Annotated in this window: 28 protein-coding genes; 15 read left to right on the top strand and 13 right to left on the bottom strand. The window is 48.4% G+C overall.

Features of this window, described 5'->3' with window-relative positions; all coding sequences use genetic code 11:
• Positions 1–61: 61 nt before the first annotated feature.
• Together galE and nadC are read right to left on the bottom strand one after the other, a co-directional pair.
• Positions 62–1,078 carry a UDP-glucose 4-epimerase GalE gene (galE, locus tag ACOJUO_RS13730; protein WP_422137249.1) on the bottom strand — a complete coding sequence of 339 codons (1,017 nt, stop codon included), beginning with the start codon at positions 1,076–1,078 and terminating at the stop codon, positions 62–64.
• 16 nt (positions 1,079–1,094) lie between these two features.
• Complete coding sequence (gene nadC / locus ACOJUO_RS13735) at positions 1,095–1,973, bottom strand: carboxylating nicotinate-nucleotide diphosphorylase (protein ID WP_422137250.1); 879 nt, start codon at positions 1,971–1,973, stop codon at positions 1,095–1,097.
• 153 nt (positions 1,974–2,126) lie between these two features.
• On the opposite strand from nadC, the gene ACOJUO_RS13740 reads away from it, so the two are divergent.
• Positions 2,127–2,654 carry a hypothetical protein gene (locus ACOJUO_RS13740; RefSeq protein ID WP_422137251.1) on the top strand — a complete coding sequence of 176 codons (528 nt, stop codon included), beginning with the start codon at positions 2,127–2,129 and terminating at the stop codon, positions 2,652–2,654.
• A 37-nt stretch (positions 2,655–2,691) separates the two neighbouring features.
• On the opposite strand, the gene ACOJUO_RS13745 is transcribed toward ACOJUO_RS13740, so the two are convergent.
• Positions 2,692–3,621, bottom strand: coding sequence for a ketopantoate reductase family protein (locus ACOJUO_RS13745; RefSeq protein ID WP_422137252.1), 930 nt, complete (start codon positions 3,619–3,621; stop codon positions 2,692–2,694).
• Positions 3,622–3,855: 234 nt separating this feature from the next.
• Here ACOJUO_RS13745 and ACOJUO_RS13750 point away from each other — a divergent pair, with 234 nt between their 5' ends.
• Positions 3,856–5,796 (top strand): AarF/UbiB family protein, encoded by a 1,941-nt coding sequence (locus ACOJUO_RS13750; RefSeq protein ID WP_422137253.1) that lies wholly within the window; start codon positions 3,856–3,858, stop codon positions 5,794–5,796.
• Between the two features lie 418 nt (positions 5,797–6,214).
• On the top strand, positions 6,215–8,173 hold the full coding sequence (locus ACOJUO_RS13755; RefSeq protein WP_422137254.1) for an AarF/UbiB family protein: 1,959 nt from the start codon (positions 6,215–6,217) through the stop codon (positions 8,171–8,173).
• Between the two features lie 23 nt (positions 8,174–8,196).
• Here ACOJUO_RS13755 and ACOJUO_RS13760 read toward each other — a convergent pair whose 3' ends face one another.
• Positions 8,197–8,472, bottom strand: a complete 276-nt coding sequence (locus ACOJUO_RS13760; RefSeq protein ID WP_422137255.1) for a hypothetical protein — start codon at positions 8,470–8,472, stop codon at positions 8,197–8,199.
• 152 nt (positions 8,473–8,624) lie between these two features.
• Between ACOJUO_RS13760 and ACOJUO_RS13765 the strand changes: the two genes are divergently transcribed.
• The 6 genes from ACOJUO_RS13765 (at position 8,625) to ACOJUO_RS13790 (ending at position 13,385) form a co-directional block, all read left to right on the top strand.
• Positions 8,625–9,797 (top strand): MerR family transcriptional regulator, encoded by a 1,173-nt coding sequence (locus ACOJUO_RS13765; protein WP_422137256.1) that lies wholly within the window; start codon positions 8,625–8,627, stop codon positions 9,795–9,797.
• A 48-nt stretch (positions 9,798–9,845) separates the two neighbouring features.
• Complete coding sequence (locus ACOJUO_RS13770; protein WP_317142992.1) at positions 9,846–10,067, top strand: dodecin; 222 nt, start codon at positions 9,846–9,848, stop codon at positions 10,065–10,067.
• A gap of 96 nt (positions 10,068–10,163) precedes the next feature.
• A complete protein-coding gene (locus ACOJUO_RS13775) occupies positions 10,164–10,649 on the top strand; it encodes a YajQ family cyclic di-GMP-binding protein (RefSeq protein WP_422132581.1) in 486 nt (161 codons plus the stop codon).
• Between the two features lie 243 nt (positions 10,650–10,892).
• Complete coding sequence (locus ACOJUO_RS13780) at positions 10,893–12,458, top strand: AmpG family muropeptide MFS transporter (RefSeq protein WP_422132582.1); 1,566 nt, start codon at positions 10,893–10,895, stop codon at positions 12,456–12,458.
• A 181-nt stretch (positions 12,459–12,639) separates the two neighbouring features.
• A complete protein-coding gene (tnpA, locus tag ACOJUO_RS13785; RefSeq protein WP_422132583.1) occupies positions 12,640–13,092 on the top strand; it encodes an IS200/IS605 family transposase in 453 nt (150 codons plus the stop codon).
• 95 nt (positions 13,093–13,187) lie between these two features.
• A complete protein-coding gene (locus tag ACOJUO_RS13790) occupies positions 13,188–13,385 on the top strand; it encodes a hypothetical protein (protein ID WP_422137257.1) in 198 nt (65 codons plus the stop codon).
• Positions 13,386–13,415: 30 nt separating this feature from the next.
• Here ACOJUO_RS13790 and ACOJUO_RS13795 read toward each other — a convergent pair whose 3' ends face one another.
• From ACOJUO_RS13795 to ACOJUO_RS13815, 5 genes are all read right to left on the bottom strand, one after another.
• Positions 13,416–13,691, bottom strand: a complete 276-nt coding sequence (locus tag ACOJUO_RS13795) for a BrnA antitoxin family protein (protein WP_422132584.1) — start codon at positions 13,689–13,691, stop codon at positions 13,416–13,418.
• A gap of 45 nt (positions 13,692–13,736) precedes the next feature.
• A complete protein-coding gene (locus tag ACOJUO_RS13800) occupies positions 13,737–14,018 on the bottom strand; it encodes an addiction module antidote protein (protein WP_422132585.1) in 282 nt (93 codons plus the stop codon).
• Between the two features lie 3 nt (positions 14,019–14,021).
• On the bottom strand, positions 14,022–14,309 hold the full coding sequence (locus tag ACOJUO_RS13805) for a type II toxin-antitoxin system RelE/ParE family toxin (RefSeq protein WP_422137258.1): 288 nt from the start codon (positions 14,307–14,309) through the stop codon (positions 14,022–14,024).
• A gap of 397 nt (positions 14,310–14,706) precedes the next feature.
• The gene (locus ACOJUO_RS13810; protein WP_422132587.1) at positions 14,707–14,901 is read right to left on the bottom strand and encodes a hypothetical protein; all 195 of its coding nucleotides are present in this window, start codon (positions 14,899–14,901) and stop codon (positions 14,707–14,709) included.
• A gap of 3 nt (positions 14,902–14,904) precedes the next feature.
• Positions 14,905–15,219: an MGMT family protein gene (locus ACOJUO_RS13815; protein ID WP_422132588.1), complete on the bottom strand. Its 315-nt coding sequence runs from the start codon at positions 15,217–15,219 to the stop codon at positions 14,905–14,907.
• Positions 15,220–15,614: 395 nt separating this feature from the next.
• Between ACOJUO_RS13815 and ACOJUO_RS13820 the strand changes: the two genes are divergently transcribed.
• Entirely contained in the window at positions 15,615–16,559 is a 945-nt protein-coding gene (locus ACOJUO_RS13820; RefSeq protein WP_422137259.1) for a DUF481 domain-containing protein, read from the top strand.
• Positions 16,560–16,608: 49 nt separating this feature from the next.
• Here the strand turns inward: ACOJUO_RS13820 and ACOJUO_RS13825 are convergent, their stop codons facing one another.
• Together ACOJUO_RS13825 and ACOJUO_RS13830 are read right to left on the bottom strand one after the other, a co-directional pair.
• Complete coding sequence (locus tag ACOJUO_RS13825; protein ID WP_422137260.1) at positions 16,609–17,370, bottom strand: SDR family oxidoreductase; 762 nt, start codon at positions 17,368–17,370, stop codon at positions 16,609–16,611.
• A gap of 243 nt (positions 17,371–17,613) precedes the next feature.
• Positions 17,614–18,666: a hypothetical protein gene (locus ACOJUO_RS13830; RefSeq protein WP_422137261.1), complete on the bottom strand. Its 1,053-nt coding sequence runs from the start codon at positions 18,664–18,666 to the stop codon at positions 17,614–17,616.
• A gap of 397 nt (positions 18,667–19,063) precedes the next feature.
• Here ACOJUO_RS13830 and ACOJUO_RS13835 point away from each other — a divergent pair, with 397 nt between their 5' ends.
• The 4 genes from ACOJUO_RS13835 (at position 19,064) to groL (ending at position 22,504) form a co-directional block, all read left to right on the top strand.
• Positions 19,064–19,786 (top strand): HugZ family protein, encoded by a 723-nt coding sequence (locus tag ACOJUO_RS13835; protein WP_422137262.1) that lies wholly within the window; start codon positions 19,064–19,066, stop codon positions 19,784–19,786.
• Positions 19,787–19,903: 117 nt separating this feature from the next.
• Positions 19,904–20,371, top strand: a complete 468-nt coding sequence (locus tag ACOJUO_RS13840) for an FxsA family protein (protein ID WP_422132593.1) — start codon at positions 19,904–19,906, stop codon at positions 20,369–20,371.
• Between the two features lie 137 nt (positions 20,372–20,508).
• Positions 20,509–20,802, top strand: a complete 294-nt coding sequence (locus ACOJUO_RS13845; RefSeq protein WP_257252343.1) for a co-chaperone GroES — start codon at positions 20,509–20,511, stop codon at positions 20,800–20,802.
• Between the two features lie 55 nt (positions 20,803–20,857).
• On the top strand, positions 20,858–22,504 hold the full coding sequence (gene groL, locus ACOJUO_RS13850) for a chaperonin GroEL (protein ID WP_422132594.1): 1,647 nt from the start codon (positions 20,858–20,860) through the stop codon (positions 22,502–22,504).
• Between the two features lie 475 nt (positions 22,505–22,979).
• Here the strand turns inward: groL and ACOJUO_RS13855 are convergent, their stop codons facing one another.
• Positions 22,980–23,315 (bottom strand): hypothetical protein, encoded by a 336-nt coding sequence (locus ACOJUO_RS13855; protein WP_422137263.1) that lies wholly within the window; start codon positions 23,313–23,315, stop codon positions 22,980–22,982.
• On the opposite strand from ACOJUO_RS13855, the gene ACOJUO_RS13860 reads away from it, so the two are divergent.
• The gene (locus ACOJUO_RS13860; protein ID WP_422132596.1) at positions 23,314–23,835 is read left to right on the top strand and encodes a hypothetical protein; all 522 of its coding nucleotides are present in this window, start codon (positions 23,314–23,316) and stop codon (positions 23,833–23,835) included. The genes ACOJUO_RS13855 and ACOJUO_RS13860 overlap by 2 nt on opposite strands.
• Positions 23,836–23,897: 62 nt before the next feature.
• Here ACOJUO_RS13860 and ACOJUO_RS13865 read toward each other — a convergent pair whose 3' ends face one another.
• Entirely contained in the window at positions 23,898–24,779 is an 882-nt protein-coding gene (locus ACOJUO_RS13865) for a hypothetical protein (RefSeq protein ID WP_422132597.1), read from the bottom strand.
• Between the last annotated feature and the right edge of the window lie 191 nt (positions 24,780–24,970).

A 24,970-nucleotide genomic window follows, 5' to 3' on the forward strand; every position in this document is an offset into this window, starting at 1 on the left:
TTAATTGATCGGCCAGATAGGACGAAACTGATCGAAATGGGGCATTAAAGCCCCATTAAAGCTAAGGGTTGTATCCATCCGGATTATCGGACTGCCAGCGCCAGGCGTCGGTCACCATTTCTTCCAGTCCTCGCTCTGCTTTCCAACCCAGCTCATCCAGAGCTTTGTCGGTATTGGCATAGCAGGCAGCAATGTCACCGGAACGGCGAGCCGTGATTTCGTAAGGTACATTTTGGCCAGACGCTTTTTCAAACGCCGCAACTATTTCCAGAACACTGTAGCCTTTACCTAAGCCGAGGTTCCAGGTATGTACGCCTTTGGTCGTACGAAGTTTTTCTATGGCTTTGACATGACCCAGTGATAGATCCACGACGTGAATATAATCACGAACTCCGGTGCCGTCGATGGTGGGGTAGTCGTTACCAAAAACTCTTAATTTTTCCAGCTTGCCAATGGCCACCTGAGTCACGTAAGGCATCAGGTTGTTCGGGGTGTCATTAGGATCTTCGCCAATGCGACCAGAAGCGTGAGCACCTGCCGGATTAAAGTAACGAAGCAGGGCAATGCTCCAGTCAGTATCCGATTTGAAAAGATCTTCCAGAACTTCTTCCACCATCAGTTTCGAGCGACCGTAAGGATTAGTGGCACTTAGCGGAAAATCTTCTGTGATCGGCAGACTGGCAGGATCACCATAAACGGTCGCTGACGAGCTGAAGACAATGCGTTTTACATTGGCTGCCTGCATGGCCTGGCAGAGTACAAGGGTGCCGTAGACATTGTTTTCATAGTAATCGAGAGGGATTTCGCAAGACTCCCCTACGGCTTTCAACCCCGCAAAGTGAATAACGGCTTCAAAATCGTGCTGCTGAAAGAGGCCGTCCAGCAAAGCTCGATCGCGGATGTCGCCGTTAACAAACGCCAGTGTTTTGCCGGTAATCTCCTGAACACGGCCCAGAGATTCTTCGCTGCTGTTGCTGAGGTTATCCAGAACCACTATTTCATAGTTGTCGTTTAATAATTCCAGACAGGTATGGCTACCGATATAGCCTGCACCTCCTGTGACCAGAATTTTACTCATGGTTTTGGCTTCCTGTTCAGATCTCTGTGGTATCAATCAGTCTCATGGACAGATCAATGGATTGAATGTCTTTGGTGAGTGTTCCGATGGAAATAAAGTCGACTCCGGTCGCTGCAATTACCGGCAGGCGCTCATCGGTAATACCCCCGGAAGCTTCCAGCCCGGGTTGAGGTGCTGGCAGGGAGTTGTTCAGTTCGACGGTTTCACGCAGTGCGTCCAGAGGGAAGTTGTCCAACATAATGATGTCGGCACCAGCGCTTCTTGCCCGCTGGAACTCTTCCATGTTCTCGACCTCAACTTCCACAGGCTTGCCCGGAGCCATGGTCCGGGCGGTGCTGACTGCCTGCTCAATCCCGCCACAGGCGGCAATATGATTCTCCTTGATCAGGAAGGCATCATAAAGCCCGATCCGGTGATTGTGACATCCGCCTGCCATGACGGCGTACTTTTGGGCGAGGCGAAGACCGGGCAGGGTTTTACGAGTGTCCAGCAGTTTAACGCCCGTCTCTTTGACCAGATTGGCGTAGTAAGAACAGCGGGTAGCAGTGCCGGAAAGGGTCTGAAGGAAGTTCATGGCTGCACGTTCACCGGTCAACAGGCTTCTGGCAGGACCTTCCATAAAAACCAGAACCTGGTCCGCTTCCACCTGTTCACCTTCCTGAACCTGCCAGTCCAGAGTCACCGATGGGTCAATCTGCCTGAATACTTCATCAAACCAGGGGCGCCCTGCAATAACCGCAGTTTCACGACAGAGGATACGTGCTTTGGCCATTTGCCCGGCAGGAATGAGGGAGGCCGTAATATCACCTGAGCCGATGTCTTCTTCCAGGGCATTGCGAACATTGTGCTGGATGGTGTCGGTCAGGTCGGAAGCGAGATTGTCTCGGGGCTGCATGTTGACTCTACTAATATATGGCCGGAAATCATGAAGAATTGGCGGGGATTATAAACAAATCGTTGTCTCATGTCTTTGCTCTTGCCAACTGTAATAGCTTGTCATGATCTATACTCGGGGGTCTTATTCAGAACACAGTAGAAGACAAAAGATATGTACATTATCAAGCCCTTTAAGTGTGCTCTTCTTGCCCTGACCATGTCCTGCTCTCAGGTATGGGGCGAGACCAGACAAATTAATTCCTACATAGCCCTGAAGAGCGCTCTTGAACAGGGAGAGGTCCCTGTTATCGGTGTGATTGATTTTGGACAGTGTACTCATAAGCTCAAGAGACTTAAGCATCATTCTCATCAGGCGGTACAGAGTTTCCATGGAAAAGAGGTCACTATTTTTAAACGAAACACCATCAATGAAGATGGCTCGATAATGATGTTAACGAGCTATAAACTGAACACCTATTTAATGGCCGAAGTCAGGGATGCCAGACCTCTGGCAGACTGGATAGACTGGCCAGCCTGGTTAGAGTGGCAAAGTGCCTACACCCTCTCCAGAGAAAATAATAAAGAATTTAATATCTGGTTTATTGCCTCGGATGCAAAAACCGGAGAGACCCTCAAAACCGATCACTTCACTTGTCCATTTGGATCAGCCGTTAAGTTGTGGTGCACACCTCACTCTTGAATTGACCTGTCGCTGACGCCTTGACGTTATTTTTTGGCTAACGGATGTTGAGCTCTGCCAGCTCTCTTATCAGTGTCCGGTTAGCAGGCGTTTCCAATCCCAGCTTTTCAGCCTGCTCGATCAGATAACCATTAATAAATGCCAGCTCGGTTTTTCGACCCTGTCGGGCATCCATGCAGGTAGAAGAGTGGTTCATTGCGGTATTTCGGCAGACTTGCCTGACCAGCTCAAGAAGGTTTCCTGATCCGGGAATACCGGCGACTTGCCTCACCTGTGTCACTTCTTCAGCCAATGCTGCTAAACGTTGTTGACGCTCTTCAGTGTCCAGCAGTTCTCCATTCTTGCAATCATACAAGGCCGTAAGACCGTTGATGGCACAATTGACTGCCAGTTTATCCCAGAGCTTCTCTTCAATCTGATGGGTAAACTGAATGTCAACTGGCAGCTTTTCCAGAGCGCCTTTTAATCCTTGCCAAACAGCATCCTCAGGCTTCTGAGCAACAGGACCCACCCAGGTTGATCCACGACCGGCATGGCAGACATGCAGAACGTCTTTCATCCATGCCCCTTCTGTTGTCGATGCGGCCCATACGGTTTGTGAACTGAAATGTTGTGCTATTGCTTGTTGGCTGCCCATACCGTTCTGGATTAATAGTATCTGGCACTGGTCTGATAAGCGATCAGTGAGTGAAAGAACAGCCGCTTCAGCATCCTGCGCTTTTGTGCAGACTAATAAATGGGTTATCGAGTCAGTGAGAGATTCGCAAGAATCCAGTTTGATAGGGAAGTGTTGACTGACTCCATCCAGTTCATCAATGGCCAGAACAGGTTGGGTAACGTTGAGTGAGCGCAATCTCTGTTCCCGAACAAGCAGGGTAGCTTCCATGCCTGCCTTGAGGAACTGAGCTGTCCACAGGCAGCCCATACTGCCAGCACCGATGATATGCCAGGTCACTTCTTGGCTCACTCTGGTTGAGATAATCCGGGCGAGTTTAAACAGTCAATGATGATATGTGAATATTGAGTGCTGCCAGCGGTGTAAGATTGGTCTCTATTTGTTCTCGACCATTCAATTTTTCTCCACCTATCTACAGTTTTTTCAATTCAAAATTTAAAATAATAAGCATTAAAAATGAACTTCCTTGATTCATTCAAGTCAAAGATTGTATGTAAACAATATTTATGAACCAGGGGGAATGATATGGACGTTTCGAATAATACCGCAGGAGTGACCAGCACCGGTGCATACAATAGGGTGTCTGAGGCTAACGCTGCTTCCACCAGTACATCATCAAAAAGCACTGTCACCGCCGTTAATCCCCATAAGCAATTGCAACCCGCCCATGAACACCCTGCAGCAGGCCATTCCAGAGCGGGTTGCTCCCTGGTTTTCAGGACGATATCTCAGGCGGCTAGCTCAATTACACAAGGAGTCACCAGCACCCTGAAAAGGACATCGCGTGTTATTGGGTTGGCTTGCAGTGGTGGCGCTACTCTGGCGAAGGTTGCCTGTTATCGTTCTCCTGAACCAATTGCTCAGTTTTTCCATAAAAATGGCGGACTGTGGGGAAAAATAGGCCAATACGTAGCTGCAAAACAAGCACCGGCTGAGTATTTCAAATCACATCAAGATCTTTATAACTACACGACTAACATGGTAAAAGTCGCGAGCCAGTGCTCGGCTGGCAAGGTTGATCCTGAGGTAATCAGGAAAGTTATCGAGCGCAATGTGGCTAATGCCGGACTGCTTTCTGAAGATGCCATGCCGGAACGATCAGGCATAAATGACGGCGTTAGCCAGTTCATGGCTAACAGTGCTGTTTCAGCAGCACCTGTCCGGCATGTTAAAACACTTGGGCGTGGGAGTATTTGCCAGGTCGATCAGTTTAATATTGGTGGACGAGATTTTGCTGTTAAATATTTATCACCAGAGTTGGCAGAAAAAATTAATATTGATGTTTCGTTGGTGAACAGCCTGGTTTCTTTCTTTTATGACTGGGGTTTTATCTCAGAGATGTACTTTGACGACATTTGCAGTGCATTCAAGAGTTTTAGTAATGAGTGTGACTTATCACGGGAACTTAAGTTTACCGAAAAAGCGTCTGAGGCCTTAAAAAATTTGACAGAAACCAAGCGCTACCATGTAGCTACCGACTCAGGCCATCAGGTGCCGGTTCAGTTCAGGGTACCTGAGGTGTCTGTACCCTTATCCAGCCCTGATGCCCTTGTGATGGAGTATATTGATGGCTGTTCTCTTGATCGTACAGACGCGTTAAGGGAGAGGCTCGCTTCATGGCAGCCGGACTGGAAAGAGGGTGGAAGGCTAAGTGAAACGGAAATAAATACTATTATCGTCGGCATTCATAAACTTGTGCTAAAAGTTTATCTGGATTTATTCAGTGAATCCTTTTTTTTAAATACTGACCCCCAAACGGGTAATTTCATGGTGAAACTGGAGAGTGATCGTATCAGTATTTATTGTATTGATCACGCCAACAGTACTGGCAATAACGATATTTTGCGCATGATGAAAGACCCTGTTTATTATTCACTTCTTGCAGGACTGTTCTTGTTGTTTCATAACCGTGCTAACGGAAATGGCCTGATTGAAGAGGAAAATATCCCAAGCTCGATGGATACAACCGACGAAGTTGACATCCGGGCTCTGGTTTGTACGGCAATATCCCCGGAAGCGCTGGAATCTATAGAAAAATTTATTGAAACTTATCGTAGGGGCTTTGGACCGGATATCATACCCCCCATTGATGAATTACAACAATTTCAGAGAGAAGCTAGCGTTGGAGAAATTTGCAGTCAGATTTATCATTGGTTAATAGACACCTCGGACGATTCTAATACGGAGGGGCCTGTCCAATCGGAGGCTGCGTTTGTGGAGCTATTGACGCGATTTTTGATTCGGCTTGCCATGGAGCATGTGGAGCAAGATATGCAGAAGGCTGACATTACAGCCTTGCACAGAGTTGTCGCTGTTCCTTTTGACAAATTTGCTCAAAGTCTGGGTTTTCAGATCAGTCCGAACAATCCCATATTACTGCGGGTTGGGTGGCAATTGTCTGCATATCGCCAGTATATAGGGCAACTGGAGTCGCTAATGGATAACTGGGAGTATTATCGAGAATAGCGAGCTTTTTGACGAACAAAAGCGGGTTTTCAGGCCAATTCACTGCCACCTACGACTGCATGGATGCAGGAGCTAGAGCAACGCAGGAGCAGTTGCCGACGACTGCATGGATGCAGGAGCTAGAGCAACGCAGGAGCAGTTGCCGACGACTGCATGGATGCAGGAGCTAGAGCAACGCAGGAGCAGTTGCCGACGACTGCAGTCTTATTGGTCACTACCTCGGAAAAAGTCAGTAACAATATCTAAGCAATTGTCACAGCAAGGCTAACGCCTTGCAAGGCCTTGACCCGCCTCTAAAGAAGCGGGATTGCGCCCTTAATTTCTTTCAAAATAAATAATAAGCATTAAAAATGAACTTCTTTGATTCATTCAAGTCAAAGATTGTATGTAAACAATATGGATGAACCAAGGAGTTGATATGGACGTTTCGAATAATACCGCAGGACTGACCAGCACCGGTGCAAACAATAGGCTGTCTGAGGCTAACTATTCCACCAGTGCATCATCAAAAAGCACTGTCACCGCCATTAATCCCGACAAGCAATTGCAACCCGCCCATGAGCACCCTGCAGCAGGTCACTCCAGAGCGGGTGACTCCCTGGTTTTCAGGACGATATCTCAGGCGGCTGGCTCAATAACACAGGGAGTCACCCGCACCCTGAAGAGGACATCACGTGTTCTTGGGGTGGCTGCCAGTTGCGGCGCTGCAGTGGTGAAGAAAGTCTGTTTACGTTCTCCTGAAGCAGTTGCTCAGTTTTACCATGAAAATGGTGGGCTATGCGGCAAAATAGGCCAATACCTGGCAGCAACTCAAGCACCGGCTGAGTGTTTTAAATCAGATCAAAAGGTTTATAACTATGTGACTGACATAGTGAAATCCGCAAGTCAGTATTCGGCAGGCAAGGTTGATCCTGAGGTAATCAGGAAAGTTGTCGAGCGCAATGTGGCTAATGCCGGATTGCGTTCTGACAGGCTGCTTTCTGAAGGTGCCATGCAGGAACGATCAGGCGCAGCTGATAATGACAGCAGTAGCCAGGTCATGGCTAACACTGCCGTTTCAGCAGCAACTGTCCGGCATGTTGAAACACTTGGGCGTGGGACTATTTGCCAGGTCGATCAGTTTAATATTGATGGAAAAGATTTTGCTGTTAAATATTTATCACCAGAATTGGCAGAAAAAATTAACATTGATGTTTCGATAATGACCGACGTGTTTTCTGACTTTTATGACCGGGGTTTTATGTCAGAGAAGGACTTTGACGACTTTTCCAAGGCATTCAAGAGTTTTAGTAATGAGTGTGATTTATCACAGGAACTTAAGTTTACTGAAAAAGCGTCTGAGGCATTAAAAAATTTGACAGAAACAAACGAGTACCGCGTAAGTACCGGTTCAGGCCATCAGGTGCCAGTTCAGTTCAGGGTACCTGAGGTGGCTGTATCGTTATCCAGCCCTGATGCCCTTGTGATGGAGTATATTGATGGCTGTTCTCTCGATCGTACAGACGCATTAAGGGAGAGGCTCGCTTCATGGCAGCCGGACTGGAAAGAGGGTGGAAGGTTAAGTGAAACGGAAATAAAGACTATTATCGTTGGCATTCATAAACTTGTGCTAACGGTTTATTTGGATTCAATCAGTGAATCCCACTTTTTTAACACCGATTTCCAACCGGGTAATTTCATGATGAAACTGGAGAGCGATCGTATCAGTATTTATTGTATTGATCACGCTAACAGTACTGCCAATAACGATATTTTGCGCATAGTAAAAGATACTGTTTATTATTCACTTGTTATTGGACTGTTCTTGCTTTTTCATAGCCGTGCTACCGGGAATGGTCTGGTTGAGGAGCAAAATACCCCCAGCCCAACGGATACAACCGGCGAAGTTGATGTCCGGGATCTGGTTTACACGCCAATATCTCCGGAAATGCTGGAATCTTTAGAAGAATTTATTGAACCTTTTCGTAGCGGCTTTGGACGGGGCATCATACCCCCCATTGATGAATTACAACAATTTCAGAGAGAAGCTACCGTTGGAGCAGTTTGCAGTCAGACTTATCATTGGTTAAAAGGCATCTCGGACGATTCTAATACGAAGGGGCCTGTTCAATCAGAGGCTGCGTTTGTAGAGCTATTGTCGCGATTTTTGATCAGGCTTGCCATGGAGCATGAGGAGCAAGATATGCAGAAGGCTGGCAAAGCGACCTTGAACAAAGTCGTCGGTGTTCCTTTTGACAAATTGGCTAAAAGTTTCGGTTTTCAGATCAGACCGATCGATCCCAGGCTAATGCGGGTTGGGTGGCAATTATCTGCATATCGTCAGTATATAGGGTATCTTGAGGCGCTATTGGACAAATTGGAGCCTGACAGAGAATAGCGCCCGTCCGGGCGACCCTATAATCAGTAGTTGTAATAATAAAGACCTGATCTGAATGGGTAAGTATTTTTGTGACACCCTCGACAAAGAGGGTGTCGCAAAACTCCAACTACTCGTTCCCACGCTCTGAGGTCGTCATTCCCGCGAAGGCGGGAATCCAGCGCCAACGGTGGATCTCTGCCTTCTCGCGGATGACAAGGCCAGGGGGTCACCGGGCAGTATGGTTCTGGTGATGAGTCACTGTGGATTCCCGCCTTCGCGGGAATGACGAGAATGAAGCCGGGAATGACGGGAGTCAACTCGTTCTCACGGCGGAGAGAGTTTTGTGACACCCTCTCTAAGGCTCCGGGTGTTGGTCTCTATTTGTTCTCGATCATTCAATTTTTCTTGACCTGTCTACAGCTTTATAGCTTAAAGTTCCTTCCTGTTGATGGTTTGAGGATGCATCAGTGTGTACCGGATTTCTGAGTTAGCCGCCGCTGTAGGGCTTTCACGTACAGCGCTTCTCTACTACGAGAAGCAGCAGCTTATTTCAGGTAAAAGACTTGAAAATGGCTACCGTCTTTACAGTGATAAAGACCTTCAAAGAGTCCGCTTGATTCAGCAACTGCAGGCGGGAGGGCTGACTTTGAAAGAGTGCAAAGTTTGCCTTGAAAAAAAGATAGACAGGGACCTGTTGAAAAACCGCCTCAGGCAGCTTGATGAAGACATTGCACTGAAGCAGCAGTCACGAGCGCTGTTGGCAGCCATGCTGGGTGAGGGTGACCTCAGAGCCTGGCATGAAGACCTCGATAAGGTTGCTCCTGATGCTCATCTGAACTGGTTAGTAAAACAGGGTTTTAGTGAAAAAGAAGCCCTCAGATTGAAGTGGTTATCGAAAGATATGAATGATCACGAGACTTATATGATCGACTTTATGAAAGTTTATGAGACCCTCGAACGCTGGGGTCCAGGCAGTGAAAAAGACACGCTGAAAGCATTATCACTGGTGCCCGAAGCTCCTGCTGATATTCTGGAGATTGGTTGTGGCAAAGGCCTGTCAACCAGAGTGTTGATAGACAATACCGAAGCACACATCACTGCCATAGATAATGAAGCGTCAGCACTGGCTCGATTAAAAGAGCGTTTTGAGAAGCAGGATATTTCCGGACGGCTTTCCAGCGTTTGCGTGAGCATGACTGAATTGCCCTTTGAGAGTGAAAGCTTTGATCTTATCTGGTCGGAAGGCAGTGCTTATATCATGGGGGTCCAAAAAGCCCTGACGCAATGGCAGTCATTACTGCGGCCCGGTGGCTTCATGGTGGTAAGCGACCTGGTATGGCTAACAGATAATCCGGATCAGGAAGCGATGGCCCATTGGCAGCAAGACTACCCTGATATGCAGACGATCAGCAATCGTCTCAAGCAAATGGACGCTGTCGGATATGATATAGTCGACCATTTTTCTCTAAGCCGGGAGTCCTGGGATAACTACTCCGAACCACTGAAAAAACGAATCCATGATTTGTCACCTGCCATGCCTGACTCATTAGCGCTGAAGAATATTGAGACTGAGCTGGAAATCTACAGAAAATTCCTGGGACAGTTCGGTTATCAAATGTTTGTTCTTGGCAAACGTGATTAAATGGACGTCTATACTTCTCCTGACGTTCCAATGTCGTGGAGAGTATTTATGGCACACATCTATAAAATCCTGGAAGTGGTAGGCAGCTCGACTGTCAGCAGCGATGACGCTATTCGCAATGCTATTGCCACTGCCAGTGTCACTCTTAATCACCTGGGCTGGTACGAAGTGGTGGAGCATCGGGGCCATGTTGAGGATGGTGAGATTGCACACTTTCAGGTAACCGTCAGAATTGGTTTCAGGTTGGAAGACCGTGGTCAATCATCCTGATTGCCATACCCTGTTCAACCTAAGCTTGCCATTCAACAGGGATTCTCGGATACAATAGTCGTCAACGTTTAAAATTTGTTGATTGGGGAATCCCTCATGCCTTCATTTGATATTGTTTCAGAAGTGGATATGCACGAGTTGACCAATGCGGTCGATCAGGCGAACCGTGAGCTGACCACCCGTTATGATTTCAGAGGGGTTGAAGCCAGCTTTGAAAAAAGCGGTGAAAACCAGATTGTGATGACGGCCGATGCTGACTTCCAGCTGCTGCAAATGGTTGAAATGCTGAAAACCAAAATGGTCAAGCGGGGCATTGATGTTAAATGTCTGGAAGTGAAAGATCATTATGGTTCTGGCAAACAGGTCAAACAGGATGTCATAGTTCGTCAGGGGCTGGATAAAGAGCAAGCCAAAAAAATCGTCAAGATGATCAAGGATGCCAAGCTCAAGGTACAGCCAGCCATTCAGGGTGAGCAGGTTCGCGTTACGGGTAAGAAGCGTGATGATCTTCAGACCGCTATTGCATTGTTGAGAGAAGCGGATACCGAGATGCCTCTGCAGTACAACAACTTCAGAGACTGATTCTGGCAGGAGGGGCTTGCCTCTCCTGTTTACCGGCATCCTGTAAATCAACATCGAGACAAAAAAATATTCCCCGGCATGTTCGGGTGTGCTTTTATTAAACTTTCCCGATAGTTCTATAAAATAAATTTGCCAGATTCGACCACTGGAAGACGTTAACGGTATGTTATTATCAGGGCACCTTTCTATGAGTTCAACGAAGAACTCGCTGACATCTGTGAAGAGCAAACCCGGAGGAGCAGAATGCAACTAATGGACTCTTCTTCCCGTTCCTGGGGAGAGGCATGGAAAAGCTTCAGGCATCCAAGGGTCATCAGTGTTCTGTTTCTTGGTTTTTCAGCCGGCCTTCCCATATTACTCATATTCAGCAGCCTTTCTATCTGGCTCAGGGAGGCGGGTGTTGAACGCAGCATGGTGACCTTCTTTAGCTGGGCTGCCCTGGGTTACTCCTTCAAGTTTGTCTGGGCCCCTCTGGTAGACAGGGTCCCTCTGCCATGGTTGACAAAAAGTCTCGGGCGTCGCAGAGCCTGGCTATTACTCGCCCAGTTCGCGGTGATGGCTGCTCTTTTATTTATGGCGAGTCATGATCCTGTCTATGGATTGACCTGGGTTGCAGTGGGGGCTGTGATGCTGGGATTCTCATCTGCTACACAGGATATAGTGATTGATGCCTACCGGATAGAAGCTGCAGAGAGCGATCTTCAGGCCATGATGTCTTCCGCCTACATTGCGGGCTACAGAGTCGGCATGCTGGTGGCCGGGGCTGGCAGTCTGGCACTGGCCAGCTGGTTTTCAGGGGGTGATGAATCCGTTTATCACTACCAGGCCTGGGCTTCTGTCTATCGCTGTATGGCTGCGTTCATGCTGGTAGGGGTTGTCACCACCTTGTTGATTCCAGAGCCTGAAAACAATCAGTCTGCCTTCTCTCAGGATTATGGCACCAGTGACTATGTTCGTTTTCTGGGGTTGTTTGTAGTAGCGGCAGGGGCTTTTGTTGCAGGTTTTACATTAACTCCCGAGATCTCTTCCCAGTTGAAAACAATGTTGGTTGATGGCGGTGTTTCAGTTCATGTTGCAGGGTTCTTTTCTGAATCTTTCCGATTGCTGTTCAGTGTGGCTCTGGGTGGTGGGGCTGCCTGGTTGATGATCAGTCTGAACGTAGCGCCCAAGGGGATGGTCAGAGAAACCTATGTGGCTCCTTTTGCTGATTTCTTTGCGCGTTACGGAAAACTGGCGATCTATATTTTGCTGCTGGTAGGCACCTATCGGATTGCCGATATTGTTATGGGGGCAGTGGCTAATGTGTTCTACAAGGACATGGGTTACAGCAAGGAACAGATAGCAGCTGTTACCAAAACCTTTGGTCTGTTAATGACCATTGCCGGTGGTTTTCTGGGGGGATTGTTAGCCCTTCGCTACGGGGTGATGAAAATTCTCTGGATCGGTGGGCTATTGGCTGCTATCAGTAACCTGCTGTTTTCCCTGCTGGCTCAAATGGAACCTGAAACCTGGATTCTGGCTGTGGTCATCGCAACTGACAATCTCAGTGCAGGTATTGCCTCTGCTGCCTTTGTTGCTTTCCTCTCCGGTTTGACGAATCGTGCATTCACAGCGATGCAGTACGCAGTCTTCAGTTCGCTGATGTCGCTTGTACCGAAACTATTGGCGGGGTACTCCGGTAGCGTGGTGGATGCAGTGAACTATCCTGTCTTTTTTGCAGGCTCCGCTATTCTTGGTTTGCCGGTGCTGCTGTTAATCAGTTACGTGCAGAGGCTTATGGAGCAATCTGAGGAAGCTGCACGCGATTGACACCAGGCGGGCTTAAAGCCCGCCTGGAAGGCTTATATGGTCCGCCCCGTTTTGCAAGAGCCTGTTTTGTTAATTAATCATTAGGTAAACCCCCGGCTATGCCGGGGAGACTCGCATAGGTTATACCGAGGCTTCGGTAGCTAACCTCAAAGGTTCCGCCAAGAACCAAGAGGTTTGACTTATGCCAGACTACAAAAGTCTGACTCATACTCGATGGGATTGTAAGTATCACATTGTCTTTATTCCCAAAAAGAGGCAAAAGGTTATTTATGGGAGCTTGAGAAAATTTCTGGGAGCCATTTTCCACGATCTTGCCAGTCGCAAAGGGTGTGAAATTGTGGAAGGGCATTTGATGCGAGATCACGTTCATATTTGCATTAGCATTCCGCCGAAACATTCTGTTTCAAATGTTGTTGGCTATTTGGAGGGTAAATGCGCAATAGCTATTGCGAGACACTTCAAAGGTAAGCAGAGGAATTTTTCTGGTGAGCATTTCTGGGCAAGAGGGTATTTTGTCAGCACAGTAGGTCTTGATGAAGATGTGGTTAGGGAATATATCCGAAATCAGGAGAAAAATGATGAAACACGAGATCAGCTGAAACTTGGTTTTGACACGCGCCCTTGGGCGCAATAAAAGCCCTTTGAGGGCGTCACCTAATAAGCCTCCGGCTCTGACGGAGGTCATTTAACTTGCAAACAAAGATAACTGCAATTACATACGGCCTATTCATGAGGTCTAACCTTCTGGCCCTGATGGGTATCCGCGCAACCTGGCCTTATCAGTCCGACGGCCTCAAGGGCCAAGTCTCCTATCAGGTTTCAGGTTGCCGGTTTTTACCTGATTGCCATCAACTGTACATGCTCATCGCAATCTGCGGGGGGGGGGGAGTACTGAAGTGGCGTTTCGGCTGGCTGGGGACCCGGTGAAACCAGAGCAGGGGGAGGCCGCATGAGCTGTCACCCTGAATGCCTGACCACATGTTCACGCAAAGCTTCATTGATACGGGTCTGCCAGCCTTTGCCAGTGGCGCGGAAAAATTCTACCACCTCGGGTGACAGCCGGATAGTAATCCGCTCCTTGGTCTCTTCGGCCTTGGGTCGCCCCACTGGGCGTAATTGTTTGAACTCCTCGTCAGTAAGTTCATATGTGTCAGGACCAGCGGCAATGCCTGCATTGATGGCCGCCTCTTCTTCATCAGTGGGCCATATAGTGCCCGGTATAAGCTTCGGCATAACGTTTAATCTCCCTTTTATCAAGGGCACAAAGGTTTAACCAACTCAGGCCGCCACCTGCAACCGGACACCCAGCGCCTTAAGAATGCGGTGAACCGTATCCCAGCGGGGCTGAGTCTTGCCGTTGAAGGCTTTGTAAAGGCTTTCGGGATTCAGTCCGGTCTGCTCGGCCAGCTCGGCCACGCCTTTGTGCTTTACCACATCCCCAAGGGCAATGATGAACACAGCGGGGTCCTCATCAAGGTAAGCCTCCGTCAGAAACCATGGAATGTCTTCATCGGTCAGGGCATGGTCAAAAGGATCAAAGGGTGTCAATTTCAAACTCATCGTTTATTCCTCCAGGTCTTTCAGGATCTGTCTGGCTTTTTCTATGTCTCTGGACTGGCTGGACTTGTCGCCAGCGCAAAGCAACACAATCAGCTGACCCTCACGGATCGTGAAATAAAGGCGGTAACCCTTGCCTGCAAAAATTCTCATTTCACTGACACCACCACCCAACGGTTTGGTGTCGCCCAGGTGGCCAGCACGGGCACGGACCAAGCGCATGGTAACCGCCCTGCGGGCTTGACGGTCCTTCAGTCGGGTTTGCCAGCGGACAAACTCCCGCGTTCGAGTCACTTCATACTTCATAGAATTATTGTATGCACGTTAATTAAGGTTTGCCAGCTCTTAAAAGTAGCACACGTTAACGCTTTATCCATTCGGGTAGAGCTCGACAGTCGGCTTCTGGCCCTGCTCCACGCCTAACGGGATATAGTCATGGGTGGTTCGCTCCGATTAATCCTGTTTAAATAGTTAACTCCATTTTGGCTTACTTGAAGCCGTTTAGGAGGGGCGGACAATATAAGCTTCCTAGCAGCCTGACCGAGAATAGACTGCCCTACTGCGGCGGCAGCAAATTGGTCTGAAAATCCGCTTTTGTTCGTCAAATAGCTCGCTATTCTCCTCACAAAACCGAATTTTCATCCTCAATTTTCTGCCGTCCTCGCTACGGGCGCTATTCTCGGTCAGGCTCCTAGCGTTTGATCTCGGCAATGAGTTTTGCCTGCCATTGTTCTTTTTCCTGTTCGGGGAGCTTGCCGAGAGAATCCCTGCAAATATGCATCATTGCCTGGAGAATGGTCTCGGGTTGATAGTTAAGGTTTTCCAACTGGCGAATAATTTCAATCGCCAGAGCAATGTCTTCCGGGTGCTGATCCTGATCGTTCAAACTTTAATCTCCACTCCATTGATATAGCTTCAGATTGACCTTGCCATTAAGAAAAGTAATACCTTCTGACTCAAGCAAGGATTGCTGTTGCTGATACTTGGCGCTGGTTTCCGGAAACGAAATCTGTCCCTTGCTATTGATGACCCTGTGCCAGGGAAGTCCGGAACCTGAAGGCAGTTGCTTCATAATATTACCCACTACCCGGGCATAGCCCGGAGCACCGACCATGTTGGCCAGTTGTCCATAAGTGACCACCTTACCCTCGGGTATTTTGGTCAGGATGAGCCAGATATCGGATGGACTGAACGGTGCTTGCAAGCCTGGTCTCCAGAGTGATTGGAAAGGGGTAGGTATTACCAGCGGACTTGCCAAGCATATCTTAATCTGTTGGCCATTTGTCGTGAAAAGTTTTTTAATTTCCCCCGACTAAGCACACTAAGCTGTCAAGACAAACGATGATTCTGCCTTTTTGTTGGTTCCAGGCACCCGTTTGTAGAGGCAAAACTGATGCCTATAGCGGCTTTCCCTCTTGTTAAGCTTTCATTAATTTGGAACTCTTGTCCCCCTTATAAAGCATTAAGACATCGATTCATCGAGGGGTATTCATGGGGGTCCAGTGTTTCAGGGGCATTGGCCGTTTTCCTGGGTTACGCAAAGTCTGGGTACTACTTCTTTCCTGCATGGCAGCGATGGCCCATGGGGATAAGATATGGATGGAAAATGGAGATGTAATCAGTGGCAAAATCATGGGGCTGGAAGCGGGTAAACTGACTGTTTCTACCCGGTATGCTGGAGATATTTCCATCAATTGGCGTCATGTTCGTTCTCTTGAAACCGATCAGCCCGTCTGGATTGGTTTGATTGGTGAGAAAGAGGCTCAGCAGCGTCAGTTAAAGAGCAATGGCGACCAACTGGTGGTTGTGGATCCCGATGGTTTTGAGCGGAGCTTCTCGGCCGCCTGGCCAGTAGCAGAAATTCGCCGTGAACAACCCGTACTGGCTTCTAACTGGGACATTGCGGGCAAGGTCAACTTTGGGTTGGACAGTGATCAGGGTGAGGACAATGAAACCACCTTCACGCTCAGTGGCAATCTCGATATCAATGACGAGTGGAACAAGAACAGTTTTAAGTGGGACATTGAAATAGAGAAAGAAGAAGACTCAGACTCTTCCACCAAAGAGTGGGAGCTGGGGTATGCTTACAGTCGCTATTTCACTGAACACTGGTTTGTCCAGGGCTCTCTGGAGCAGGAGTACGACTCCACGGAAGATTTGAGATCAAGACTGACCCTGGGAGGGTCGGTAGGTTACCGCTTCAGGGAAACGGTCAAAGAAACCTTGATTACCACTGTCGGCCTGACCCATCTCTGGGAAGATTATCAGCTGGAAGATAACCAAAAAAACCTGGCCGTGACAACTGGGCTGGTGTACCGGAAGAAGCTCATTGATAACCTTGAGTATTACTTTAACAGTAAGCTGTTTTACCGTCTGAACTCAGGTCAGCAGTGGTTGTTTGATGGGGAGCATGGTTTGAGGGTGGGGTTATCTGAAAGTCTTTCTTTAAACCTGATGCATTATCTGGATTACGACAGTATTCCAACAGAGGGTGCTGACAAAACCTCCAGTCAGATCAAGGTGGGCATTGGTTATTCCTGGTAGAGAGGGTGGAGGCTGGCCGCAGAGGCTAAATAGCTTCTGCGGCAACCAATCAGAGGCGTAAACCTCCATCCAGTTCCAATACACGACCATTGAAGTAGTCGTTTTCAAAAATGAAGGCGACAGTTGCCGCAATCTCTTCAGGCTTGCCCATACGTCCAGCCGGAATACCTGCAGTCATTTTGGCGCGGGCTTCAGGCTTCATGCCCAGCGTCATTTCAGTCTCAATCATGCCCGGTGCAATGGCAGCACTCCTGATGCCAAAACGAGCCAGTTCCCTGGCCCAGGATACTGTCATGGCGACGACACCGGCTTTAGCGGCGGAGTAGTTGGTTTGTCCAAAGTTGCCTGAGCGGGAAATGCTGGCAATGTTCAGAATCAATCCTTTGCTGCCTGAATCAATCATGCTGGCCGCCACCTCACGACCACAAAGAAAAACACCCGTGAGATTGACGTCAATGACTGACTGCCATTTTGCCAATGAAAGCCTGTCAGTGACCTTGCCGTCTTTTGTCCTGATCAGTAAGCCGTCACGCAGGATGCCAGCATTATTGATAAGACCATTGAGCGGGCCCAGTTTCTCGCTGGCAAGCCTGACACTGTTTTCTACTTCCTGCTCATTGGCGACATTGGTGGGCAGGGCAATGGTTTTTGCTCCCAGCTCAGAGCATTCTTTTAACGCCTGATCCAGGGCTTCGCCTTCAAGATCTATCAGTCCAAGGCCAGCGCCTTTTTTTGCCAGATGCAGCGCCATGGCCCTGCCCAGACCACGGGCAGCGCCGGTAATCAGGATGTTGCTTCGTTCAAGATTCATTCTACTGTTCTTCTGCGTCTGAAAACCACTTAGTGATTGTAACGGAACACAACGAATTCTCTATAAACGGCCCTGTTATGCGGAGCAGCCATTAGAACGAGCTGCTTTGTCAGAGCTCTTCCTGATCAGCCAGGGATGTAGCGATATCTTTCACTGTCAGAAGCGCTTTTGTGGATAAGGAGCCTCTCTGGAACTCTGGGCCCGCAAACCGGCCTTAGTTCAATGACGACACCATCAATCAAATTACTCTGGCATATAGCGCCCAAACTCCTTAGCCGGAGGTTTGGGGATATTGCCAGCAGCGTCAGGCTTTAAAATCGGGTATTGGGCCAGCACTTTTCTGATTTTGGATTGCAATCCGCCAACCTCTCTTTGGTCTGATGCGTTTTGTTCCTGAATTTCTGCGTACTCTCTGGCTATTGGCCCGCGATGGACGAAAAGAAAAGGTTTGATAGGAAAGTTTCGGAGTATGATTTTAACTCTCTTTAATTCATCCTCACTTAAGACAGGTCTGAGTGCATCAAGCAGTTGTCGTTGGGAAAGGAATGAATAGTCCTGATTCTCCCTGCTGACAAACCTTTCTAACTCCACACCAGCCCTGTAAAGATGAGCCGGGTTATCTCCACGCAGGACATTTCTCCGATAACTGCGGCCAGACGACAGCAAGCCATCGACATAACTTTTCAAATGCCCCGCCATACTATTAGCTTCTTGCCAGAACTCGGCCAGGCGATTCTCATAGGCTTCCTGTGAATGTTTTTTGTATCTTGCTTCCTCCTCCGATAGAAGAGGCTTAAGTTCCAACATCTTTTTCTGATGTTGAGCAATCAGCTCTTTGAGAACCGTGATTTCTTGAAAGTCCCTGTGAAGCTCATGCCTCACCCCGTCCCGGGCAGCTTCTATACACTCTTTGGCCAATGGCTTCAGACTACTGGCAAGCATGTTCAACCCTACGAAAGCTGTTGCTGCTCCGACGGCGGCACCGCAGACCCATGGATGTCTCTGAACGGTATCTTCCAGCACGGCAACAGCGCGATCGGCCAGACCTGTGCCGGTTGGCACAGTGACAGGGGGCCAGTTCTTTACCAAAGCATCCAGGGAAACCGCTCCTGCAGAAGCAGTCCCCGCCACGAGTGCTAAGCTGGGTAATAATTTTGTCCTGGTTCCCTCCATCGGATCATACCAGGAAAAAACTTTCCTGATATTTCTAAACACCCCCTCCTCAGAGGCATTGGCTGATGTGGAAGCAGGCTGTCCCATTGACAGGCTCTGAGCCATTGGATTACCGATCTGCATAACGAAATTCCTGTAAGTTAAATTGAGGTAAATGGGCTGATTTAAGTGCGTTACCAGCCATCCTGAGCATTCAGACCTCAATGCTCGAACAAAGTTCCAACGTTAACAGTCTGCGGTATTGTTCAATGATTGCATGTTTGCCTGGTGATTAGCGGCTAACAGCGCATGAAAATCTTATTGATAATCACTCTCATTAATATATAATCGCCGAAAAATACCTGAAACAGGTGTCTTAATATTCAGCCATAGTTGATTCCAGCTATAGATAGTTGATTCCGGCTATAGGTTGATCAGCAGTATTCTACATATCGAAATATACCCGCTGGATTTGGGAAATCTTCAAAGGCAGTGGTTATAAGTGGTATGTTTTATGATATGAAAATTCAGGGGGAAACAGATGGAACCCAAGGTTCAGGCGGCGCACGACGCACGCAACTTACTTTTGAATGAGTACCACGGTATTTTGTCGACTCACTCTGATGATGTGCCCGGGTATCCGTTTGGTTCTGTTATGCCTTACTGCCTCGACGGGCAGGGCAGCCCGATCATCCTGATCAGTGACCTCGCCCAGCACACCAAAAACATTGAAGCCAACCCCAAGGTTTCCTTGATTATTACCCAGAGTGGTGTAGACGATATCCATAAGGCTGGCCGTCTGACCTGGATGGGTGATGCAGAAAAGATTACAACGGACAGTGAAGAACTGAAGGAGTTGGAGCAACGTTACTACTCTTTCTTCCCACCTTCTGCCCACTATCACAAAACCCATGGTTTTGACTTCTACCGAATTCATCTGAAGCGTGCTCGTTTCATCGGTGGTTTTGGTCAGATTTTCTGGGTAAAAAATGAGCTGATGACTCGTGAAAACCCATTTTACGGCAGCGTAGAAAAGGGCATGGTCAAGCATATGAACGAAGATCATGTCGAGGCGATGGTGAAGTACTGCAAAGCTGCTGATATTGATCTTCCGGAAGGTGTTGAGCCAAAGATGGCAGGTATTGATGCCACTGGCATGCACCTGCTACTGAAAGACAGGCTGGTTCGTATTCCTTTCCCGAAAGAAGTGGATGAGCCAATGGCAGTACGCAAGACTCTGGTTGAGATGGCTAAAGTGGCCTGATAACAGGCTTTGCTTTTAGCAAAAAGCCCCGACGTGTTCGGGGCTTTTTGCGTCTAAACTCTTGAAGTTTGCACAATTAACATTATATAAGAAGCACCATTGTCTCTGGAGGCTTCTATGCGCTTCCCCGTTTGGATTTTTTTACTGCTCCCTGCTCTTGAACTGGTCGTGCTGATCAAGGTAGGTAGTTATATTGGCGCACTTAATACACTGGCTCTGGTTATCCTGGGTATGGTGGCAGGTATGGCGGTCATCCGTCGTCAGGGTTTTCGTACCATGCTCAAGGCCCGAGAGAAAATGAATCGTGGCGAGAAGCCTGCACTGGAATTGCTGAAAGGTTTTGTAACCGCCCTGGGCGGAGTGTTGCTGATGGTTCCCGGCTTTATCACCGATTTTATCGGGCTGGTTCTGCTCATTCCCCCGGTGCGCAGTATGCTGGTAAGACGAATGATCAAAAATGGTCGCTGGCAGGCGTCATCCAACACCTTTGAGGGTGAATACTACCGTGAAGACGTCGACACTAACCGGGGGATTCACCAGACCCTTGAGGGTGAGTTCAAGCGCGAAGATGAAAAAAAATCTTAGTACCCCCTTGAAAAGACAAAAGCCACCCCTACCTACTTAGTACCGATAATTGGGTTCGGTTCTGGCGATGCAAGTCAGACCGTTTTACAAGAGTTGATTGCTGATTTTTCGGCATAAACAGTTGGAGAGATACATCGATGAAAATCCGTCCGTTGCGTGATCGCGTGGTCGTTCGTCGTGAAGAAGAAACCACTACCTCTGCTGGCGGTATCGTGTTGCCAGGTTCTGCTACTGAAAAGCCAAACCAGGGTGTGGTAGTGGCTGTCGGTGACGGCGTATTTCTGGACAACGGTGAAAAGCGTCCTGTGGGTGTGAGCGTCGGCGACAAAGTCATTTTTGGTAAGTACGCTGGTTCTGACACCGTGAAGATTGACGGTGAAGAGCTGATCATCGTATCCGAGAGCGAAATCTACGCTGTTCTGGAAGACTGATCCCGGAACCCCGATTTCATAGCAACTGTTTTAAATTTCCAAAGGATTACCCATCATGGCAGCAAAACAGGTTAAGTTCGGCGACGAAGCTCGCAAACAAATGCTGGAAGGCGTCAACATTCTGGCCGACGCTGTAAAAGCGACTTTGGGTCCAAAAGGCCGTAACGTTCTGCTGGAAAAGTCTTTCGGCGCTCCAACCATCACTAAAGATGGTGTATCTGTAGCCAAGGAAATCGAGCTGGCTGACAAATTCCAGAACATGGGTGCTCAGCTGGTTAAGGAAGTCGCATCCCAGGCCAACGACCAGGCGGGTGATGGTACGACCACTGCAACTGTACTGGCGCAGTCTATTCTGAACGAAGGTCTGAAGTACGTAGCTGCCGGCATGAATCCAATGGATCTCAAGCGTGGCATCGACAAGGCGGTAGCGGCTGTTGTTGAACAACTGAAAGCTATGGCCACACCTTGCGAAGACAGCAAGTCCATCGCTCAGGTAGGCACTATCTCCGCTAACTCCGATGAGCTGGTGGGTCAGATCATCGCTGAAGCCATGGAGAAAGTAGGCAAGGAAGGTGTTATCACCGTTGAAGAAGGTTCCGGTCTGGAAAATGAACTGGACGTAGTAGAAGGTATGCAGTTCGATCGTGGCTACCTCTCTCCTTACTTCATCAACAACCAGGAAAGCATGTCTGCTGAACTGGAAAATCCTTTCATCCTGCTGGTTGACAAAAAGATCTCCAACATTCGTGATCTGCTGCCAGTACTGGAAAACGTAGCCAAAGCTGGCAAGCCTCTGCTGATCATCGCTGAAGATGTTGAAGGCGAAGCTCTGGCCACTCTGGTTGTAAATAACATGCGTGGCATTGTTAAGGTAGCTGCTGTTAAAGCGCCTGGCTTCGGTGACCGTCGCAAAGCCATGCTGCAGGACATAGCGATCCTGACCGGTGGTACTGTTATTTCTGAAGAGGTGGGTCTGTCTCTGGAAGCCGCTTCTCTGGAAGACCTGGGTTCTGCCAAGCGTATAGCCATCACCAAGGAAGACACCACCCTTGTTGATGGTGCTGGCAACCAGGCTGATATCATTTCCCGTGTTGAGCAGATCCGTGCCGAGATCGAAAACTCCTCCTCCGACTACGACAAGGAAAAACTGCAAGAGCGTGTTGCCAAGCTGGCTGGCGGTGTTGCTGTGGTCAAGGTTGGCGCTGCGACCGAAGTGGAAATGAAAGAGAAAAAGGCTCGTGTAGAAGACGCTCTGCACGCTACCCGCGCAGCCGTGGAAGAAGGCGTTGTAGCTGGTGGTGGTGTTGCTCTAGTTCGCGCGCTCTCCAAGATCTCTGTTGAAACGGCGAATGCTGAGCAGAAAGCCGGTGTTGAGCTGATTCTGCGCGCTCTTGAAGGTCCAATCCGTCAGATTGCTTCCAACTCCGGTGATGAAGCTTCTGTTGTTGTTGATAAGGTTAAATCCGGCGAAGGCAACTTCGGTTACAATGCTGCTACCGGCGAGTACGGCGACATGATCGAAATGGGTATTCTGGACCCTGCTAAAGTAACCCGTTCTGCCCTGCAGGCGGCTGCTTCTGTTGCAGGTCTGATGATCACTACTGAAGCCATGGTTGCTGATGAGCCCGCTGACGCTGCTGCTCCTGCTATGCCTGACATGGGCGGCATGGGTGGTATGGGCGGTATGGGTGGCATGATGTAGTCATCTTCCCGAAGCTCTGCTTCTCCTAAAAGGCTGCTTCTGTTTCAGGAGTGGCCTTTTTTGATGATCATATTCCCCATCGTTTGCGGTGATCTGCTTGCAGAGATCACTTCATGCCGACTCAATTGTTGCTGACAAACCGCTTCTTAAGCTCGAATCTGAGAGTGAAAAAAAGTGGAATGTGAAGGAACCTTTTAGATCTTTCAGAATCAAACCTTATATGGACAGAGGAAGTTGACCCTCTGAGGAGAGTTTCCAACTCAATCAGGAATGCACTTTGCCGATGACTCTGGTCATGGCGATTAACAGGAAAGGAGCAGCATATGAGCAGTGGCATGGAAATCAGAGGGAATGGTAGTCATCTTCAAACACCGTCTGGAAGTACAGGTGGCAACGACCCTTTATCAAATGACGGGAATTCAAAAACTCATAAAATCAGTGGTCCTGTGAACCCTGATCATCAGTTAAGCCAGCTTCAGCAAAAAAAGACGCCTGATACGCCTTTAAGCGAAAGAAGAATAGATTCTTCAGACCCCGAAAATACACCGGGGCTGAGACCCGGCGAAGAACCACCGGTACCACCGGCACCACCGGTACCACCGGCACTACCGGTACCACCGGCACCACCGGCACCACCGGCACCACCGGCACCACCGGCACCACCGGCACCACCGGTACCACCGGCACCACCGGCACCACCGGTACCACCGGTACCACCGGCACCACCGGCACCACCGGTACCACCGGCACCACCGGTACCCGAGACTCCCGAAGAAAAAGCCTTCAGGGAGTTCAGAGAGCTTGAAACCATGACTAAGGATCAACTCATTGCCAGGCAGAAGGAGAAGCTGAATGAAGCAGCTCCGATCTCCAATCGCTATGAGGAGTTTTCCTTATTAAATCGAGCCAAGGGGGCTCTGGATAATCCAAAGAATGCTCCAAAAGATCTCAAAGTGACCATTGCCTTTCCAGGTGAGGAGCCCGTTACCCTCATTCCATGGGACGACCAGCTTATGGAGCGAGCTGATTTTCATAAACTTTGGGATACCGCTAGAAAGGTGCTGGCAGAACATGAGATTGCAAACTTTGCCAATTACAATTCTGAACATGAAAATGAAAAATTGGAAATCATTAAAAACAGTATCAAAGTGATCGCTGATAAACTGGGCGACAACACTTACCAGGAAGGTGAGAACGATTTCGATAACGATTGGGAAAAGCATTGGAAGGAAGTACGCCATAAGCCTGTGAGACTGGAGGCTTTTGAAGGTTTGAACCGCTCCAATAGCCCCGTAGTTATTACCGAAGGTCCGCCTGAGTCAGCCCAGTAAAGGCCGGAAAGAGTGTCAGAACAGCAGGAAAGATTAAAGGGAAGCATGGCTTCCCTTCTTTTCTAGTCCTTTAAAATGTTCTTAGTACAGGCTGTGCAAAAAACAGAGCGTATGAAGTTTTCTGATATTGTTTTATCTTCCAGTGATCCTGAACAAATCAAACATTCCTGACGTCCTTCTGTGGCTCCCTCAATTGCTCCTGCTTCCAGCGTTGTTCCATTGTTGGAACCTTGATTTTCTGAACGCCAGCCAGAGTCAAAATTACGGGAAGAACCGGTATCCTGGAGAGAATGGTCCGACAGATTGCCGGGAATGCCTGAATGTGAATAGATTTCTTTAGCTAATAAACGCGAGGGTGTGAAGTTAATGTCAAGACCCAGAATATTGTATGCAAACTCTCGCATGCCTTGATAGCTATGCGAAAACTCGGGTACAGAAGCAAAGGGTCCTTGGCGTAGGAGCGAAATAGCATTGAAGCAGTTGCCCAAAATTCCAGTGGACATGAATTTTTTCAACAGTGCTTCCAGCGTCTCTGGCCAGCTCCAATGTAAATTCGTGCACATTGAAGAAGCTCTTGCCATGGTGCATAGCCCGATTAAAAGGGCTGTTTCAGTGTCCAGGTTCGCTGCTTTGAGCTGATTGGCAAAGCCTTGCGCAGAATAATATTCGCTGATATTGCCAGACAGCAGTGAATTGGATAATGCCGGATGGTAGCTGTTTCGGGTGAGACGTCTAATCAGAACATCAGAATGATGTAAGAAGGTATTCATGGTAAGAACATAAGGACCAAGAAAAGTAAAATACATCAGGGCTAAACTGTTATCAATATTGATATGATGAGACAGGAATTCTGGTGAATCTGGATTGAAAATAGTGTAATAGGGGTTAATCCCGTCAGCGTTGCTTTGATTATAAAACAATGGATCAAAAAGGCTTTTTGCCATTGCCTGTATTAGCTCCTGATCTTCCGGGCTGTTTTCCGTGGTCGTATTTACAGTGAATATACGAAATATAAGCCTTAGTATTTTCTGAATGCGCCCATGCCGATGTTGAGAATCCCCAATGTTGACATAGTTAAAGTAAAAGCTTGACAGATTTCTAAAGTCTTGCTCATCAAGCAAAAAATCATTATGTA

Source organism: Endozoicomonas sp. ALC020 (assembly GCF_049275935.1).
Classification (GTDB): Bacteria; Pseudomonadota; Gammaproteobacteria; order Pseudomonadales; family Endozoicomonadaceae; genus Endozoicomonas_A.